Below are 17,128 nucleotides of genomic sequence, written 5' to 3' on the forward strand. Positions count from 1 at the left end.
CGGAAACGCGGGTTGGCGTGTACGTCCGACACTGGCAGGGCCGTGTACCGATAAGCGATCAAGCCGCGTTGGCTTGCTTGCTGACCAGCTTTTCCTTGATGCGAGCCGACTTGCCCGAGCGCGAGCGCAGGTAGTACAGCTTGGCGCGGCGCACGTCGCCGCGGCGCTTCACTTCGATGCTGGCGATTTGCGGCGAGTACAGCTGGAACGTACGTTCCACGGCTTCACCCGACGAAATCTTGCGCACGGTGAACGCGGAGTTCAGACCGCGATTGCGCTTGGCAATCACAACGCCTTCGAAAGCCTGCACGCGCTTGCGGGTGCCTTCGACAACGTTGACGCTCACGATGACGGTGTCACCAGGAGCAAATTCAGGCTTGGCTTGACCGCCGGTCAGACGGGCAATTTCTTCCTGTTCCAGGATAGCGATGAGGTTCATGTGAACTCCTAGATCATCATGCCTTTGCGGGGTAATACTTTTGCCGTTCAGTATTGTGAGTGCTATGCCGCAAGCAGAGGATGAGATTTGGCAAACCAATGATTCTACACCAAAAATTCCGCTAAGCCTCGGGTAACATGTGCGGCTTGAGCATGGTTTGCGGTACCCTTCCAACTCCCTGTAACAAACACGTCATCTGACGCTGTTCCCTCATGTCGTACTCGTCCCTGTTATTGGTCGTCCTGGCGGCGATGGCCCACGCCACGTGGAACCTCCTTGCCAAGCGCGCGGCCATGGTGGGCGCGCCCTTCGTCTTCGCGTACGGCCTGTGCGCCTCGGTGCTGTATGCGCCCTGGGTGATCTGGGTGTTGATGCAAGACGGCATGAACTGGACCTGGCCCGTCGTCGGGGCAATCCTGGCGTCCAGCCTGTTGCATCTGGGCTACAGCCTGTGCCTGCAACGCGGCTATCAGGTGGCCGACCTGTCCGTGGTGTATCCGATTGCCCGGGGCACCGGCCCGCTGCTTTCCACCACGGGCGCCTTCCTGCTATTGGGCGAGCCAGCCACCCACACCGGGATTGCGGGCATGCTGTGCGTGGTCGCCGGGGTGCTGCTGATCGCCACCCAGGGACGGCTGGCCATCTTCAAGCAGCCGCAGGCGTGGATCGGCGTGCGCTGGGGTGTGGTGATCGGCCTGTTCATCGCCGCTTATACGGTGGTGGACGCGTACGGCGTGAAAGTGCTGCTGATCAGCCCGGTGCTGTTCGACTGGTTCACCTGTGTAACCCGCACCGCGATGATGACGCCCCACATGCTGCGCCGCCCCACGCATTCGTGGGAATCCATGCGCGGACATTGGCACCTGGCGCTAGCCGTGGGTTTTCTGTCGCCGCTGGGGTACATCCTGGTGCTGTATGCATTGCGCAACGGCGCGCCGCTGAGCCTGGTGGCGCCTGCCCGCGAAATGTCCATGATGCTCGGCACCCTGGCCGGCATGTTCCTGCTGCGTGAAAAAGTGGGCGTCGGCCGTCTGGCCGGTTGCGTGTCCATTCTGGCGGGCGTGATCCTGTTGGGATCGAGCTGACCGCCGCGTGGCGGCGTATTCAGAATCCGCCCGCCACGCCCAACCACATCAGGCCGGGAATCATTGCGCCCCAGGCCAACACCAGCACGACGTCCGTGATCATGGCTTTCATGGTGAGCTGGTTGGCAACGGGCTGAGCCTTGGCGTCACCGATGCTGTGATCACGCGCGCCCGAGGCGACCGGCACGGCTGCGGGAACGGGAGCGGCGGCCGGAGCCGGAGCCGAAACGCTCGCCGGGGTGTCGACCGCGGGAGCGCCTGCCGCAGGACCGCCTGCCGCAGGACTGATGGCCACTTCCTCAGGCGTGGGCGCCGGCGGGAACGGCCAGCGGGCGGGCATGCGGGTGGCACGCGTGCGCGGGCCAGAGGCCGAACCGCTCCAGGGCAAGGCCATGCCCGTCAGGCTGGCGCAGAACGCGCGGGCGCGGTTGGCGCCACGGCGCAGCGGGTTCAGGGAAACGGCGAGCTCATCCTGCAGGACGGAAAAATCAGCGGTGTTCATGGGAACTCCTTGGATAAACGTTCCAGCGCCGAGGCGATTCGCCCTGGCATGCACCCGAGGCAACAGCAGCCTGCGGTCAGTCGAACAAAGACAATTGGCCGGCGGCCATGGCGCGCAACTGGCGCGCACCGCGCCCGTACGCGCCGCTGACCGCGGGCAAACCACCAGGAAAAGGGACCCCTGAAGACGCTTTCGCGCCAGCCGGGGATGGGAAATCGGAGTCGGCACCGCCGGCATCACCCGGCGGAACCGCAACCGCAGCCGCGGACGCAGCGTCGAAAAGCGACGCCGAAGCGCCAGGCCCCGCGGGCGGCGCAAAGCGGCTGCAATCGAGCGACAGGCGCGTGCGGTTGAGCCCCAGCTTGCGCGTGGCGACCGCGAAGCGCTGGCGCAGCAGGTCGGCCCAGATGCCCGTCCCGCGCATGCGTGACCCGAAGTTGGGATCGTTGCGGCGGCCGTTGCGCAGGTCTTCGATGCGATGCAGCACGCGCTGCGCGCGGTCCGGATAGTGGGCGTTGAGCCAGTCTTCGAACAGAGTCTTGACCTCCCAGGGCAGGCGCAGGACCGTGTAGCTGGCGTAGTGCGCGCCGGCGGCCTTGGCCTCCTGGAGGATGTGTTCCATGGATTCGTCGTTGATGAACGGAATGACCGGGGCCACCAGCACGCCCACCGGCACGCCGGCGTCGGTCAGGCTGCGCACCGCTTCAAGGCGGCGCCACGGCGCGGCGGCGCGGGGCTCCAGCGTGCGGGCCATGCCGGCATCCAGCGTGGTGATGCTGATGTAGACCACCACGAGGTTCTGCTGCGCCAGGGCGGCCAGCAGGTCCAGGTCGCGGGCGACCAGCGCGTTCTTCGTGACGATGGTGACCGGATGCCGGGTTTCGAGCATGAGCTCGAGCATGCCCCGCGTCAGGCGCCAGTCGCGTTCGATGGGCTGGTAGGCGTCGGTGGCCGAGCCAATGTTGATGGGCGACGGCTTGTAGCCGGGCCGGGACAGTTCGGCGCGCAGTGCCTGCACGGCGTTGGCCTTGGCCACCAGCCGGGTTTCGAAGTCCAGCCCGGGCGAATAGCCCAGATAGGAATGCGTGGGCCGGGCATAGCAATACACGCAACCGTGCTCGCAGCCGCGATACGGGTTGGCGGCGACCTCGAAGGGGATGTCCGGGGAGTCGTTGCGCGACAGGATCTTGCGCGCTTCTTCCGCAGTGACCGTGGTCTTGGGTGCGGGCGGCGCGCAGCGGGTGTCGGGCAGGATGGGGATAACGGACGAGCGGGCGGAAGAACGGGCGGCGTCGCCAGCATCCGGGGCGTTATCGGGGACGGAATCGATGAAGTCGGCCGGCAGACCGGAAGCGGACCAGCCATCGTCGACCTGGACGCGGTCATCGCGCTGAAAGCGATGCCGAACATTAGTAACCGCACCCCGACCGCGCAAGGCGGCGGGGGCGGCAGCCGGGGACCCAGAACCGGCGGGAAAAGAATGATCGGTGCGTGCCATAAAAACTACTGTACAAAAACACAGTGGTTTTGACAAGCACCAAAAGCCTTTTCGTCAGACAGCCCAACTTTACCGCAAGAAGAAGACATCGTCTGAACAATTCGATTTCATCTTGCGATATCGCCCGGAAACCCGCGCCAACACTAGGTTTGGACGAAAAACAACACGAAAATCGGGCGCGAAATTCAGCGATTTCGCCCCTGTTTGCGGCTTACCGCAGCATGCCGGCGGCAGCCGTCTGATGCGTGGCCTCGTCGATCAGAATGAACGCGCCGGTTGCCGCCACATCGTCATAACGATCGACCGCGAGCGACTCGCGCGTGGTGAGCGTCACGCGTCCGATGTCGTTCATGCGCAGCGTGCCTTCGGTGTTCTCGACTTCCTGCAGTTCGTGGATGTCCCGATGCGACAGCACCGCACGCACCTTCGCCGACGTCAGGCGCGTGCCCGACTTGAGCAGATACTTGCGCGCCGGATTCAAGGCCTGCGCGTCCAGCCAGCACAGCTCGGCTTCGAACTCGCGCGACACCTGCGCCGGCGCGGCCGTGTGCACGATCACGTCACCGCGCGACACGTCGACATCGCGGTCCAGCACCAGCGTGATGGAGTCGCCCGCCACCGCTTCGTCAAGCGTGCGGTCAAAGGCGCGCACTTCCTGCACCACCGCCGTCACGCCAGAAGGCTGCACCGTCACCGCGTCTCCCGGGCGCACCACGCCACTGGCGAGCCGGCCCGCATAGCCGCGGAAATCATCGGCGCGCTCGCCGCCATGACGCGCAACCCACTGCACCGGAAAACGCAGCGGCAACGCGCGGCCGTCGCCCGACAAATCCAGCGACTCCAGGAGCGCGAGCAGCGGCTGCCCGTCGTACCAGGGCGTCTTGCCGGACAGCGTGACGACGTTGTCGCCGCTCAGCGCCGACAACGGCAATGCGTCGAAATGCGCGATGCCCAGCTTGCCGGCCAGGTCCGCATAGGCGTCGCGGATGCGTTCGAAGACGGCGCGGTCCCAGTTCACCAGGTCCATCTTGTTCACCGCGACGACGATGTGGCGTATGCCCAAAAGGCGCGCGATGGTGCTGTGCCGCTTGGTCTGCGGCAGCAGCTTGCCGTCGGCGGCGCGGGTCGCGTCGATGAGGATGACCGCGACATCCGCGGTCGATGCGCCAGTCACCATGTTGCGCGTGTACTGCTCGTGCCCCGGCGCATCGGCGATGATGAATTTGCGCGTGGGCGTCGAAAAGTAGCGGTACGCCACGTCGATGGTGATGCCCTGCTCGCGTTCGGCTTCCAGGCCGTCCGTCAGCAGCGAGAAATCGATGCCGTCGCCCGCGACGCGCTTGTGCTTGGCGCGCGAGATCGCATCGAGCTGGTCGGCAAACACGCCCTTGCTGTCATACAGCAGGCGGCCGATCAGCGTGGACTTGCCATCGTCGACGGAGCCCGCCGTGATCAGGCGCAGCACGCCGGTGTCGGCGCCGGAAAGAAAGGAATCGTTCAGTGCGTTCATGTGGTTCCCCAGACGCCGGCATGCGCCGGCGCGTCTTTTCGTTCAGAAATAGCCTTCCTTCTTGCGGCGCTCCATGGAGGCCTCGGAAGTCTGGTCGTCCATGCGCGTGGCGCCGCGCTCGGTGATGTCCGTCACGGCGGTCTCGGCGATGATGGCCATGGTGTCGCCGGCGTCGGAGGCGACCGGGCACGTGCACGAGATATCGCCCACCGTGCGGAACCGGACCGACAGGCGTTCGACCTGTTCGCCCTCGGCCGGCGGTGTCAGACGGGTGACGGGCACCAGCAGACCCTTGCGGCGCACCACTTCGCGCTCGTGCGCGAAGTAGATCGACGGCAGCGCCAGCTGTTCGCGCTGGATGTACTGCCAGACGTCCAGCTCGGTCCAGTTCGAGATCGGGAAGACGCGCATGTTCTCGCCGCGATGCACGCGCGTGTTGAACAGGCTCCAGAGCTCGGGACGCTGGGCCTTGGGATCCCACTGGCCGAACTCGTCGCGGAACGAAAAGATGCGTTCCTTGGCGCGCGCCTTTTCCTCGTCGCGGCGCGCGCCGCCGATGCAGGCGTCAAAGCCGAATTCCTCGATGGCCTCCAGCAGCGTCACCGCCTGGGCCGCGTTGCGCGAGTCGGTCTCGCGGCGCAGCACGACGCTGCCGCGCTTGATCGAATCCTCGACGCTGCGCACGATCAGCGTCTCGCCCAGCTCGGCCGCGCGGGCATCGCGAAACGCGATCACCTCGTCGAAGTTGTGGGCGGTGTCGATGTGCATCAGCGGAAACGGGAAGCGGCCTGGCCGGAAGGCCTTTTCGGCCAGGCGCAAGAGCACCACGGAATCCTTGCCCCCCGAAAAAAGCAGGACGGGCTTTTCGCATTCGGCCGCGACTTCGCGCAGGATGAAGATCGCTTCCGATTCCAGCCAATCCAGGTGGCTGCGTTGAATAACAGCAGACATAGGTTTTCCCCTAAAACGATTTTGAATTCATGGCCGCGCTCAATCGGCGCGCGCCGCAGTGGTGATGACCCGGTTGCCCGCGTGCAGGCCGCATTCCTTCGAGTCGGACGATTCCCACCACCACCGCCCTGCCCGCAGGTCCTCGCCGGGGCGGATGGCGCGCGTACAGGGTTCGCAACCGATGGACGGGTAGCCCTGGTCGTGCAGCGGGTTGTAGGGAATGCCGAGCGCGCGGATGGCGGACCAGATGTCGTCCTCGCTCCACTCGGCCAGCGGGTTGAATTTGTAAAGGCCGAAGGTCTTGTCGTCCTCTTCGAGCAGCAGCTCGCCGCGCGTCGTGGACTGCGCGCGCCGCTGTCCGGTGATCCAGGCGCCGCGGCCGGCCAGCGCGCGCTTGAGCGGCTCGACCTTGCGGATCTGGCAACAGGCCTTGCGCAGCTCGACGCTTTCGTAGAAAGCATGGGCGCCATGCGCGGCGACGTGTTCGTCGACTGCCGCCTGCACGGGCCGGTACACCGTGATCTCCCGGCCGTAGCGTTCGCGCACCGCATCCAGCACGCCCAGCGTCTCGGCATGCAGCCGCCCCGTATCCAGCGTGAAGACCTCAAGATCCAGGTCCGAGCTGTAGATGGCATGCGTCAGCACCATGTCCTCGGCCGCCAACGACGAGGCCAGCGCGGCGTCCGGGTAACGCCGGCGGATGTCCGCCAGCCGCCCGGTCAGGTCGCGCCAGCGCGCCGCCAGGGCGGGTTCAAGTTCTGAAGTAAGTTCCGTTGTGGTCATGGTTGCACCGCGAAAATGCGGGCGCGCCGGGGACGCGCCAGCAGGATCTCGCCATCCCGCAGATTGAGTTGCTGATATAGGGATTCGGGCACCTCGGCCTCGATGATGGCGTCCGAGTCCTGGCGCGCCAGTTCCAGGTATGCGCTGGGGCCCGCCAGATAGGCGTGAGACAGCCGAACGGCAATGCCCTCGGCGCCGGCGCGGTAGCGCTCGACCTCGAACTCATGCGGCCGCACGTAGGCCGTGGCGCGCTGCGCGTCGGCCTGCGCCAGGTCCGGGGCCGGCAGCGACAGGCCGGCGCCTTCCCACACCCCGCGCGTGGCGGTGCCCTGCAGTTGATTCACGTCGCCCAGGAATCCGTAGACGAACGGCGTGGCCGGACTTTCCCAGACCTCGCGCGGCGTGCCCACCTGCTCGATGCGGCCGGCGTTCATCAGCACCACGCGGTCCGAGACTTCCAGCGCCTCTTCCTGATCGTGCGTGACGAACACGCTGGCCACGTGCAGTTCGTCGTGCAGCCGCCGCAGCCAGCGGCGCAGCTCCTTGCGCACCTTGGCGTCCAGCGCGCCGAAGGGCTCATCGAGCAGCAGCACGCGCGGCTCGACCGCCAGCGCCCGCGCCAGGGCGATGCGCTGACGCTGCCCGCCCGACAGCTGCGCCGGATAGCGGTCGGCCAGCCAGTCCAGTTGCACCAGGCTCAGCAGGTCATGCACCTTGCGCTTGATCTGATCCTCGGACGGACGCTGCGAGCGGTGCTTGACGCGCAGGCCGAAGGCCACGTTCTCGAACACCGTCATGTGCTTGAACAGCGCGTAGTGCTGGAACACGAATCCGACCTGCCGCTGGCGCACGTCCACGGCCGTGGCGTCTTCGCCCGCGAACAGCACGCTGCCCGAATCGGCCGATTCCAGCCCGGCAATGATGCGCAAGAGCGTGGTCTTGCCGCAGCCCGACGGCCCCAGCAGCGCCACCAGCTCGCCGGTCTCGATGTGCAGCGACACATCGTTCAGCGCGCGGAACTGGCCGAAGCGTTTGGATAGATTGCGTACTTCGATACTCATGCCTATGTCTCCTTGCCCAGCCCGTCAGGCGGCAGCCGGGTTGATGGCAACCGCGGGGCCGGGATACTCCACCGGCTGGTCGGCGCCCTGCAGAAGGCGCGCGTTGCGCCACTCGACCACGTTCTTCGCCACCAGGGTCACCAGCGCCAGCAAGGCCAGCAGCGAGGCGACGGCGAACGCCGCGGAATACTGGTATTCGTTGTAGAGAATCTCCACATGCAGGGTCATCGTGTTGGTCAGCCCCCGGATCTGCCCGGACACCACCGACACCGCCCCGAACTCGCCCATCGCCCGCGCGTTGCACAGGATGGCGCCGTACAGCAGGCCCCACTTGATGTTGGGCAGCGTCACGCGCCAGAAGATCTGCCAGCCGCTCGCGCCCAGCGTCAGCGCGGCCTGCTCTTCCTCGCTGCCCTGCGCCTGCATCAGCGGGATCAGTTCGCGCGCCACGAACGGGAACGTCACGAACAACGTCGCGAGAATGATGCCGGGCACCGCATAGACGATCTTGATGTCGTGCGCCTGCAGCCACTCGCCAAACCAGCCCTGCGAGCCGAACAGCAGCACGAACACCAGGCCGGCCACCACGGGCGAGACCGAGAACGGCAGGTCGATCAGCGTGATGAGGAACTGCTTGCCGCGGAACTGGAACTTGGTGATGGCCCAGGCCGCCGCCACGCCGAACACCAGATTGACCGGCAAGGCGATTGCCGCGACCAGCAGCGTCAGACGGATCGCCGCCAGCGCGTCCGGTTCGACGATGGCGTCCAGGTACAGCGCCCATCCCTTCCGGAAGGCCTCGGCAAACACGGCCGCCAGCGGCACCAGCAGAAAGAGCGCCAGAAACCCCAGCGCGATGAACAGCAGAACGCCGCGCACCCAGCGCGGCTCGGTCAGATGCGCGGGACGATCCGGTGCGCTCATGACAGCCTCCCCAGGCCGCGGCGCGCCTGCCAGCCCTGCAACAGATTGATGACGAGCAGCAGCACGAACGACAGCACCAGCATCACGGTCGCGATGGCGGCCGCGCCGGCGTAGTCGAACTGCTCCAGCTTGGAAATGATCAGCAGCGGCGTGATCTCGGACACCATGGGCATGTTGCCCGCAATGAACACCACCGATCCGTACTCGCCCACCGCGCGCGCAAACGCCAGCGCAAACCCCGTCATCAGCGCGGGCGTGATGGTCGGCAGCAGCACGCGCCGGAAGGTCTGCCAGCGGTCCGCGCCCAGGCTGGCGGCGGCCTCTTCGATTTCGCGCTCGACGTCCTCAAGCACCGGCTGCACCGTGCGCACGACGAACGGCACGCCGATGAAGATGAGCGCGATGACGATGCCCAGCGGCGTGAACGCCACCTTCAGGCCAAACCATTCCGACAACGGCCCGCCCAGCCAGCCCTTCTGCGAGTACAGCGCGGTCAGGGCAATGCCCGCCACGGCGGTGGGCAGCGCGAACGGCAGGTCGACCAGCGCGTCCAGGATCTTCTTGCCGGGAAAGCGGTAGCGCACCAGCACCCACGCAACCACCGTGCCGAACACCAGGTTCACCAGCGCAGCGATGAACGAGGCGCCGAAGGTCAGCTTATAAGAGGCCAGCACGCGCGGCGCGGTGACCGCGTCCCAGAAGCCTTGCCATCCCAGGCCGGCGCTCTTGATGGGCAAGGCGGCAAGCGGGATCAGCACGAGCACGCTGAGATACAGCACCGCGTAACCCATGGAAATGCCAAATCCGGGCAGCACGCCCGGGCTGTTGCGCCGAGCGGCAAAAGGCGCTTGCGCGCCGTTTGCCACCGGGTTCGAGGCTGAAGTCATGGCCGTCGTCCGAACGTGATGCCGTTATTTCTTCTGCGGCTGGTAGATCTGGTCGAAGGTGCCGCCGTCGCTGAAGTGGTCCTTCTGCGCCTTGCGCCAGCCGCCGAAGATCTTGTCGTCGATGGTGACGAGCTTGACCTTGGGGAACTTCGCCTCGTATTTGGCGGCGACCGTCTTGTCCAGCGGACGGTAGTAATTCCTGGCGATGATTTCCTGGGCGGCCGGGGTGTACAGGAATTCCAGATAGGCCTGCGCGGCGGCGCGTGTGCCCTTCTTGTCCACGACCTTGTCGACGATGGCCACCGGCGGTTCGGCCAGGATGGACAGCGACGGCACCACGATGTCGAACTTGTCCGGGCCCAGTTCCTCCAGGGCCAGGAACGCTTCGTTCTCCCAGGCCAGCAGCACGTCGCCCACGCCGCGCTCCACGAACGTCGTGGTGGCGCCGCGCGCGCCGGTATCCAGCACCGGCACATGCTTGAGCAGTTCGCCGACGAAGGCGCGCGCCTTGTCCTCGCTGCCGCCGTTCTTTTCCAACGCGTAGGCCCACGCGGCCAGGTAGTTCCAGCGGGCGCCGCCAGAGGTCTTGGGATTCGGGGTGATGACCTGCACGCCGTCCTTGACCAGATCGTCCCAGTCCTTGATCTGCTTCGGGTTGCCCTTGCGCACCAGGAACACGATGGTGGACGTGTACGGCGAGCTGTTCTGCGGCAGGCGGGTCTGCCAGTTCTCGGGCAGCAGGCCGCGGTCGGCAATGGCGTCGATGTCGTAGGCCAGCGCCAGCGTCACCACGTCGGCTTCCAGCCCGTCGATGACCGAACGTGCCTGGCGGCCGGAACCGCCGTGCGACTGGCGGATCGTCAGATCGACGTTGGCCTTTTCCTTGTACTGCTTGACGAAGGCGTCATCGATGGCGCGATAGAGTTCGCGCGTCGGATCGTAGGACACGTTCAACAGCGTCTGCTTCTGCTGTGCCTGCGCGGGCGCCATCGCGGCAAACGACACCGTGACTGCGGCCAAGGCGGCCAACCAACCGGCTTTCCTGAAAGACATGCCCTGCTCCCTGTGATCTGCAATGTGGAGGCAAGTTTGCGGGCAGGCCAATCTGAACGGAACGAATCATTTTTTGATTGCTCATCGCCAAGAGGCATATAGGACGCGCGTCCCAGCAACGAAAAACCGCCGCAATCCTCTATGAAGATTGCGGCGGTCCAGGTGGTTATCGGGCGCGCTGAAGCGGCAGCGCGCACCCCCTGTTTTTCGTATTTACTTATTCGGTTGCGGCGTGATGCGCAGGTACGGACGCACGGCCTTGTAGCCCTTGGGGAACTTCTCCTTGATGACCGCTTCGTCCTGCAGGGAAGGAACAATGATCACGTCGTCGCCGTCTTCCCAATTGACCGGCGTGGCCACGCTGTGGCTGTCGGTCAGTTGCAGCGAATCGATGACGCGCAGGATCTCATTGAAATTGCGGCCCGTGCTGGCGGGATACGTGATGGTCAGGCGGATCTTCTTGTTCGGATCGATGACGAACACCGAACGCACGGTCGCCGTGGCGCTGGCATTCGGGTGGATCATGTCGTACAGCTCGGAGACCTTGCGGTCCTTGTCGGCGATGATCGGAAAGTTGACCGTCGTCGATTGCGTGTCGTTGATGTCTTCGATCCACTTGGCGTGCGAATCGGCGCCATCGACCGACAGGGCCAGAACCTTCACGTTGCGCTTGGCGAACTCGTCGGCCAGCTTGGCGGTGTAGCCCAGCTCGGTCGTGCAGACGGGCGTGAAATCGGCCGGATGCGAGAAAAGCACCCCCCAGCTGTTGCCCAGGTACTCGTGGAAGCGGATCTTGCCAGCCGAGGATTCCTGCTCGAAATCAGGGGCGGTGTCGCCCAGGCGTAGTTGACTCATGATGTCTCCTGTACGGGATTCAGTTGATGGGACCGGCCGCCGGTCCGGCTTGGACCGCAGCGGGCAATCGCGTTTCGGGGCGGCGGTGACCGCGTGTGAAACGATTCTTCCATCAAACCAACAGGCGGGGAAATACGCAAGTCATATAACCTTATGCAATATTCGCAGCAGGCTTTGCGCCATCCCGCCCCCGACCGAATACCCTCAGCTCAGGTGGTACGCCAGCGACACGATGATCGGCCCCAGCACCGGCAGCAGCACGTTCGCGATGGCGTACGTCACGGTGTAACCCAAGAGGGGCACCGAACTGCCGCTGGCCGTCAGGATGGCGCTGATGGCCGGCGTGCTGACATGCTGCCCGGCAATGGCGCCCACCAGCAGCGGCCCTTCGATCTTCAACAGCTTGTGTCCCACCCATAGCGACAGGCACGCGGGCCCCAGCGACACCAACAGGCCGATCAAGGGCAGCACCGCGCCATGCTCGCGGATCAGCGACAGCGCATCCGGCCCGGCCGACAGGCCCACGCAGGCCACGAAGATCGCCAGTCCCAGGTCCTTGAGCAATTGCACGGCATGGGCCGGCATGTGTCCGATCGACGGCCGCTTCGCATTGATCCAGCCGCACACCAGGCCGCTGACCAGCGCCCCTCCCCCGCTGCCCAGCGATACCGGAATCCCCCACAGCCTTGCCCCCAGGCTGCCGATCATCAGCCCGGCAAGAATGCCGAACGCCAGAAAGACCAGGTCGGTCACGCCGCTGCGGCGCAGTTCGGATCCCAGCGCCGCGCCAGCCTCGGACAGCTCCGGCTCCGCGCCCACCAGGGTGACCAGATCGCCGTATTGCACGACCGTCGCGGGGGTCAGGGGCAGCACGTGCCCCGACCGCGTAATGGATTGCAGGAACACGCCACGCGCGCGCCGGGCGTTGGGGCGCTTAGCCAGCTCGCCCACCGTGTGACCATTGATGGTCTTCTTGCTGACGATGACTTGCAGCTCGCTCAATTGCAGGTCGTCCGCGTGCGCCTCGGGCAACTGGATTTCCGGGCCGATCACCGATCCGGCCCGCAGCGCAAAACGGCGCTGTCCCAGCACCACCACGATGTCGCCGGTCGCCAGCACATAATCGGGCGTGGCATCGACCGCCTCGCCATTGCGCAGGACGCGGCTGACCACCGTGCGCCCGCCCAACTCGGCCTCCACGTCGGCGACCCGTTTGCCGTCCACGTCCTTGACCACGTGGGCGCGTCCCACCAGCCGCGGCAGCGTCGGCAGGCTGGCTTCGTCGTTGTCGCCGGGCGTGGCGCCCAACTGGGCCTCCAGCGCCTTGGACGCCTCGCGCAGGTTGATGCGCAGCAGCGCGGGCGCCACCTGGCTGGTGAAGAACACGATGCTGATAAGCCCCACCAGGTAGGTCAGCGTGTAGGCCGTCGCGATGTTGGCCTCCATGCGCTGCACCTCGGCATCCGGCAGCCCCAGGTGCTTGAGCGCCTCGGCGGCGGTGCCAACGACAGCCGATTCCGTCGCCGCACCGGCCGCCAGGCCCGCGGCGGTGCCGGCATCCAGCCCGAACAGCGGCACGGCCGTCAGCACGATCGTCAAGACCAGCACCGCCTCGATGAGCGGCAGCGCCACAAAGCGCAGGCTGGACCGGTTGAGGTTGGCGAAGAACTGCGGGCCGCCGGAGTAGCCCATGGCAAAGATGAACAGGGCGAACGCGACCTCCTTCAGGTCGCCGCGCATCTGGCAGCCCGTCTGGCCGATCAGCAGGGCGACGATGAGCGTGCCGCACACCCCGCCTAGCTGTATCGGCCCGACCTTCAGCTTGCCGATCAGGTATCCCAAGCCCACCGTGACGAACAACACCGCGATGGGGACGCTATTGAAAAACCCGACCGAACACGTCATGAGTTCACGCCGCCCTGTTGTTGCCTGCGTTGCGGCCGCCTACTTCGCGGCGGCCTTCTTGGCCGACTTCGCAGCCGTGTCGGCCTTCTTCACCGCCTTCTTCACGGCCTTCTTGGCCGCCGTCTTGCCAGCCGGGACGCGCTTCTTGGCGGCAGAGGCCTTGACCGTCTGGCCCTTGCCCGCGGTGGGGCCGGAACGCACCAGTTCAGACGACTTCCACGCCTCGACATATTCGGTCGCGGATTCGACCATGTACTTGCCGATCTTGGCGTAGTCCCCGTCGTCCAGGTTGGCCAGCGAAATCCGGATCGACCACGGCGGGCCGCCGAAGCCGCCGCCGTCCATCAGCACGACCCCCGACTTCTCCGCCAGGCGGAACAGGAAGTCCACCGGTTCGTAGTTGTCGATCATGTATTTGCAGAAGGCGTCTCCATACATGACCTTGGCCCAGACCATGAAGTCCAGTTCGACGTAGTACCAGCCCCGCATCGGATCTTCCGGCGGCATCGGAATGCCCAGCCCCCGCCACAGCGCGTCGCGCCGGCTGCGCACGATCTGCATGGTCAGATGCTTGTAGGCGTCCTTCAGGTCCAGCAGATGCGACAGCGCGAAAAAGCCCATCTGCACCTGCTGCGGCAACGACAGCCCCGCCGTGTGATTCAAGGCGACATCCCGGCTGTCCGCGACCAGGCGGTCGATGAACTTCAGTTTCTCCGGCTCCATCGTCATGGCGCTGTAGCGCTTGTCCAGCCGCTTTTTCCAGGCTGCGGGCAGCTCGGCGATGCGCCGGTCCATCGTGTTGTTCTCGTGCGTGGCGATGACGCCCAGACGCCAGCCGGTGCAGCCGAAATTCTTTGAAAAGGAGTACACGCAGATGGTGTTCTGCGGCACCTCGGCCATCAGCGACCGGAAGTTCGGCACGAAGGTGCCATAGACGTCGTCGGTCACCAGCACCAGGTCGGGATTCTTGCGGATCAGGCGCACGATCTGCTTCATCTCGACGGGACTGAACGCGACGGAGGGCGGGTTGCTCGGGTTCACCGTGACCGCCAGCTTGATCTTGGGATCCTCCAGCTTGGCGATTTCCGAGGGCGGATAGTGCCAATCGTGCGTGCCGTCGGCGCGCATGCTGCTGGCGTTGATGCCGACGATCTTGAACTGGAAGCGCTCGAGGTGCGCGATCTCGATGTAGGGCGTGAAGGTGGGCAGGAACAGCGCGATGGTGTCGCCCTGCTTGAGCAGACCGTTGACCATCAGCGAATCGAAGATGTAGCACATGGCCGCCGTGCCGCCTTCCACCGGGAAGAGATCGAACTTGCCCTTGGGCGGGCGGCCATCGCACATTTCCTTGACGAGGTAGTCATGGATGATCTGCTCGATGTGCACCAACGCCCGGGGAGGCACGGGATAGTGGTCGCCGATGATGCTGTCGGTCAGTTCATGGATCCATTCGTCCGGATCAAACCCCTTGATCTTCACGCCGTATTCCAGCACCCCGACCAGAAAGTCGTAGCCGTCTTCACCCTTGTGCTTGGAGAGGAACTTGCGCAGCCGGTCGGCGCATCCCTTCTTGGCCGGCATGCCCGCCAGAATGCCTTCGTCGCGCACCCGGCGCGCCTCTTTCATGGCAAACCGGCCCAACAGGAAAAACGCATCCCGCGGTTCCGTGGCGATCCAGTTGGGATTGCCCCGGCCCGCATTCAGCATGGAGGCGGCGGCCGATTGCTGGCTATCCTTGGCCAGCGTGATCAGATAGTCCTTCAGTTCAAACGGAGACAACTGTTCCAGGTCGCGCTGATGGGAACGCGTGGTCTTCAAGGCCGAGGCCAGGCTGACGGTGACGGGCGCAGTGGAAGCCATTTTGTGTACTCCTGATGAGCTTGTTGGCCGACGCCGTGAAGACCGGCGCCGTTACGATTGCCGCGCTTTTCTGCTCTGTAGCACCCGCACGCCGCGGCTTTGCGGGGCTGTCCTGCTAGGCCATGAGCATGACGATGACAATGCCCCAGATGATCAGGAGGGTATTGCCGATGGCATAAGGCACCGTGTAGCCAAGCGCCGGGACCTGGCTTTTCGCCGTCTCGGTGATCTGGCCGATGGCCGCGGTCGTGGTCCGGGCGCCGGCGCAGACCCCCAACGCAATGGCCGGGTGGAACTTGAAGACATGACGGGCGATCAGCACGCCCAGGATCATCGGAATGCTGGTGGCGATGACACCGGCGATGAAAAGCTTGGCGCCCAACTGCTGAAAACCCTGTACGAACCCCGGTCCGGACACGATGCCCACGACGGCGACGAACGCGGTAAGGCCGACCGATGTCAGGAACCAGTGCACCGGCTCGGGCACACGCCCGAACGTCGGATGCACGGAGCGCAGATAGCCGAACACCAGCCCTGAAATCAGCGCGCCGCCGGAGGTCGACAGCGTGATCGGAATTCCGCCCACGGTCAGCACCAGCGTGCCGAACAACCCGCCCAGCAAAATGCCGAAACCCACGAACACCATGTCGGTCTGGTTGGTCGCGCGGTCCACGTAGCCCAGCTTGCCCACGACCCGTTCGACGTCGCGCTTGGCGCCCAACATGAAAAGGCGGTCGCCGCGGTCCAGCTTCAGGCCCCAGTTGACCGGCATCTCGTGGCCGCCACGCACGACCTTGCGCAGGAATACGCCCCGGCCCAGTTGGCGCACAGTCTCGTTATCGGCAAGCTCCTTGATCGTCTTGCCGGCCACGTTCTTGTTGGTCAGCACGACTTCGACGACTTCGGCGGGCAGGTTGATGACGTCACGGTCCTCGACCTCGGTGCCAATGAGACCCGAGGCCTGCAGCACCAGCGCGTCATGGCGTCCGGTTACGCCCAGCACGTCGCCCGCCTGCAATGCGGTGGTGGAGTCGGCATCGATGATCTGGTCGCCGCGGCGGATACGCTCGACAAACACGCGGGCGTCGACGAACTTCGCCTCCAGGTCGCCCACCGTCTTGCCCACGTATTCCGTGTTGTCCAGCCGGTATGCCCGCGCCGTGAATTTGCGGTAGCCCGACAGTTCCATCGAGTCCGCCCCCCCGGACATCTTGGCCTCGTACTCCTGGCATTCCTTGACGATGTCCACGCGCATCAGCTTCGGACCCAGGGACGCCAGCAGCCAGGCGCTTCCCACCGTGCCGTAGATGTAGCAGACCGCGTACGCGACGGGGATGCTGTCGATCCACTGCTTCTTGGTGGCGGCGTCGACGGACAGCCCGTTGATCGTATCGGTGGCCACGCCCATGACCGCCGAAATGGTCTGCGCGCCCGACAGCAATCCCGCGCCTGTGCCGGCGTCAAAGCCGAACGCAACCGCGGTCCCCCAAGTGACCAGCAGGCAGAGCACGCAGATGACGACGGCAAAAATGACCTGAGGAAGGCCATCGCTTTTCATGCCGCGGAAGAATTGCGGTCCTACGCCGTAGCCAAGACCGAAGAGGAAAAGCAGGAAAAACACCTGCTTGAGAATGGGGGCAATCGATATGTTGAGCTGGCCGACCAGCACGCCCACCAACAGAGTTCCCGTTACTGCGCCCAGATTGAAGCCGAAGATCTTCTTGGCGCCGATCCAATAGCCAAGACCCAAGGTCAGGAAAATCGCCAGCTCCGGGTACTTACGTAGTGTGTCAAAGAACCATTCCATCCCGAATC

15 protein-coding genes are annotated in these 17,128 nt (G+C 65.1%); 1 reads left to right on the forward strand and 14 read right to left on the reverse strand.

The window, feature by feature from the left end:
- Positions 1-58: 58 nt before the first annotated feature.
- Positions 59-439 carry a 50S ribosomal protein L19 gene (gene rplS / locus KVT32_RS03170; protein ID WP_056322312.1) on the reverse strand — a complete coding sequence of 127 codons (381 nt, stop codon included), beginning with the start codon at positions 437-439 and terminating at the stop codon, positions 59-61.
- A gap of 212 nt (positions 440-651) precedes the next feature.
- Here rplS and KVT32_RS03175 point away from each other — a divergent pair, with 212 nt between their 5' ends.
- Complete coding sequence (locus KVT32_RS03175; RefSeq protein ID WP_217617704.1) at positions 652-1,524, forward strand: DMT family transporter; 873 nt, start codon at positions 652-654, stop codon at positions 1,522-1,524.
- A 19-nt stretch (positions 1,525-1,543) separates the two neighbouring features.
- Here the strand turns inward: KVT32_RS03175 and KVT32_RS03180 are convergent, their stop codons facing one another.
- The 13 genes from KVT32_RS03180 to aspT (KVT32_RS03235) form a co-directional block, all read right to left on the reverse strand.
- Positions 1,544-2,026: a hypothetical protein gene (locus KVT32_RS03180; protein WP_217617705.1), complete on the reverse strand. Its 483-nt coding sequence runs from the start codon at positions 2,024-2,026 to the stop codon at positions 1,544-1,546.
- Between the two features lie 76 nt (positions 2,027-2,102).
- Entirely contained in the window at positions 2,103-3,524 is a 1,422-nt protein-coding gene (locus tag KVT32_RS03185; RefSeq protein WP_217617706.1) for a PA0069 family radical SAM protein, read from the reverse strand.
- Between the two features lie 211 nt (positions 3,525-3,735).
- Positions 3,736-5,034 carry a sulfate adenylyltransferase subunit 1 gene (locus tag KVT32_RS03190; protein ID WP_062838618.1) on the reverse strand — a complete coding sequence of 433 codons (1,299 nt, stop codon included), beginning with the start codon at positions 5,032-5,034 and terminating at the stop codon, positions 3,736-3,738.
- Between the two features lie 42 nt (positions 5,035-5,076).
- Entirely contained in the window at positions 5,077-5,985 is a 909-nt protein-coding gene (cysD, locus tag KVT32_RS32055) for a sulfate adenylyltransferase subunit CysD (RefSeq protein ID WP_152383782.1), read from the reverse strand.
- Between the two features lie 39 nt (positions 5,986-6,024).
- Positions 6,025-6,768, reverse strand: a complete 744-nt coding sequence (locus tag KVT32_RS32060; RefSeq protein WP_254595357.1) for a phosphoadenylyl-sulfate reductase — start codon at positions 6,766-6,768, stop codon at positions 6,025-6,027.
- Positions 6,765-7,829 (reverse strand): sulfate/molybdate ABC transporter ATP-binding protein, encoded by a 1,065-nt coding sequence (locus KVT32_RS03200; protein WP_217617707.1) that lies wholly within the window; start codon positions 7,827-7,829, stop codon positions 6,765-6,767. Before KVT32_RS03200 ends, KVT32_RS32060 begins: the two co-directional genes overlap by 4 nt.
- Before the next feature lie 24 nt (positions 7,830-7,853).
- Positions 7,854-8,753: a sulfate ABC transporter permease subunit CysW gene (gene cysW, locus KVT32_RS03205; protein WP_142050089.1), complete on the reverse strand. Its 900-nt coding sequence runs from the start codon at positions 8,751-8,753 to the stop codon at positions 7,854-7,856.
- Positions 8,750-9,640, reverse strand: a complete 891-nt coding sequence (cysT, locus tag KVT32_RS03210; protein WP_056322290.1) for a sulfate ABC transporter permease subunit CysT — start codon at positions 9,638-9,640, stop codon at positions 8,750-8,752. The genes cysW and cysT overlap by 4 nt, the downstream gene beginning before the upstream one ends.
- A gap of 24 nt (positions 9,641-9,664) precedes the next feature.
- Entirely contained in the window at positions 9,665-10,630 is a 966-nt protein-coding gene (locus KVT32_RS03215; protein WP_254636760.1) for a sulfate ABC transporter substrate-binding protein, read from the reverse strand.
- A 276-nt stretch (positions 10,631-10,906) separates the two neighbouring features.
- Entirely contained in the window at positions 10,907-11,548 is a 642-nt protein-coding gene (locus KVT32_RS03220; protein ID WP_217617709.1) for a peroxiredoxin, read from the reverse strand.
- A 204-nt stretch (positions 11,549-11,752) separates the two neighbouring features.
- Complete coding sequence (aspT, locus tag KVT32_RS03225; RefSeq protein WP_152383777.1) at positions 11,753-13,453, reverse strand: aspartate-alanine antiporter; 1,701 nt, start codon at positions 13,451-13,453, stop codon at positions 11,753-11,755.
- Between the two features lie 39 nt (positions 13,454-13,492).
- The gene (locus KVT32_RS03230) at positions 13,493-15,313 is read right to left on the reverse strand and encodes a bifunctional aspartate transaminase/aspartate 4-decarboxylase (protein WP_062838611.1); all 1,821 of its coding nucleotides are present in this window, start codon (positions 15,311-15,313) and stop codon (positions 13,493-13,495) included.
- A gap of 115 nt (positions 15,314-15,428) precedes the next feature.
- A complete protein-coding gene (gene aspT, locus KVT32_RS03235) occupies positions 15,429-17,120 on the reverse strand; it encodes an aspartate-alanine antiporter (protein WP_056322278.1) in 1,692 nt (563 codons plus the stop codon).
- Positions 17,121-17,128 lie beyond the last annotated feature (8 nt).

The organism is Achromobacter sp. GbtcB20 (assembly GCF_019091095.1).
Classification (GTDB): domain Bacteria; phylum Pseudomonadota; class Gammaproteobacteria; order Burkholderiales; family Burkholderiaceae_B; genus Achromobacter; species Achromobacter mucicolens.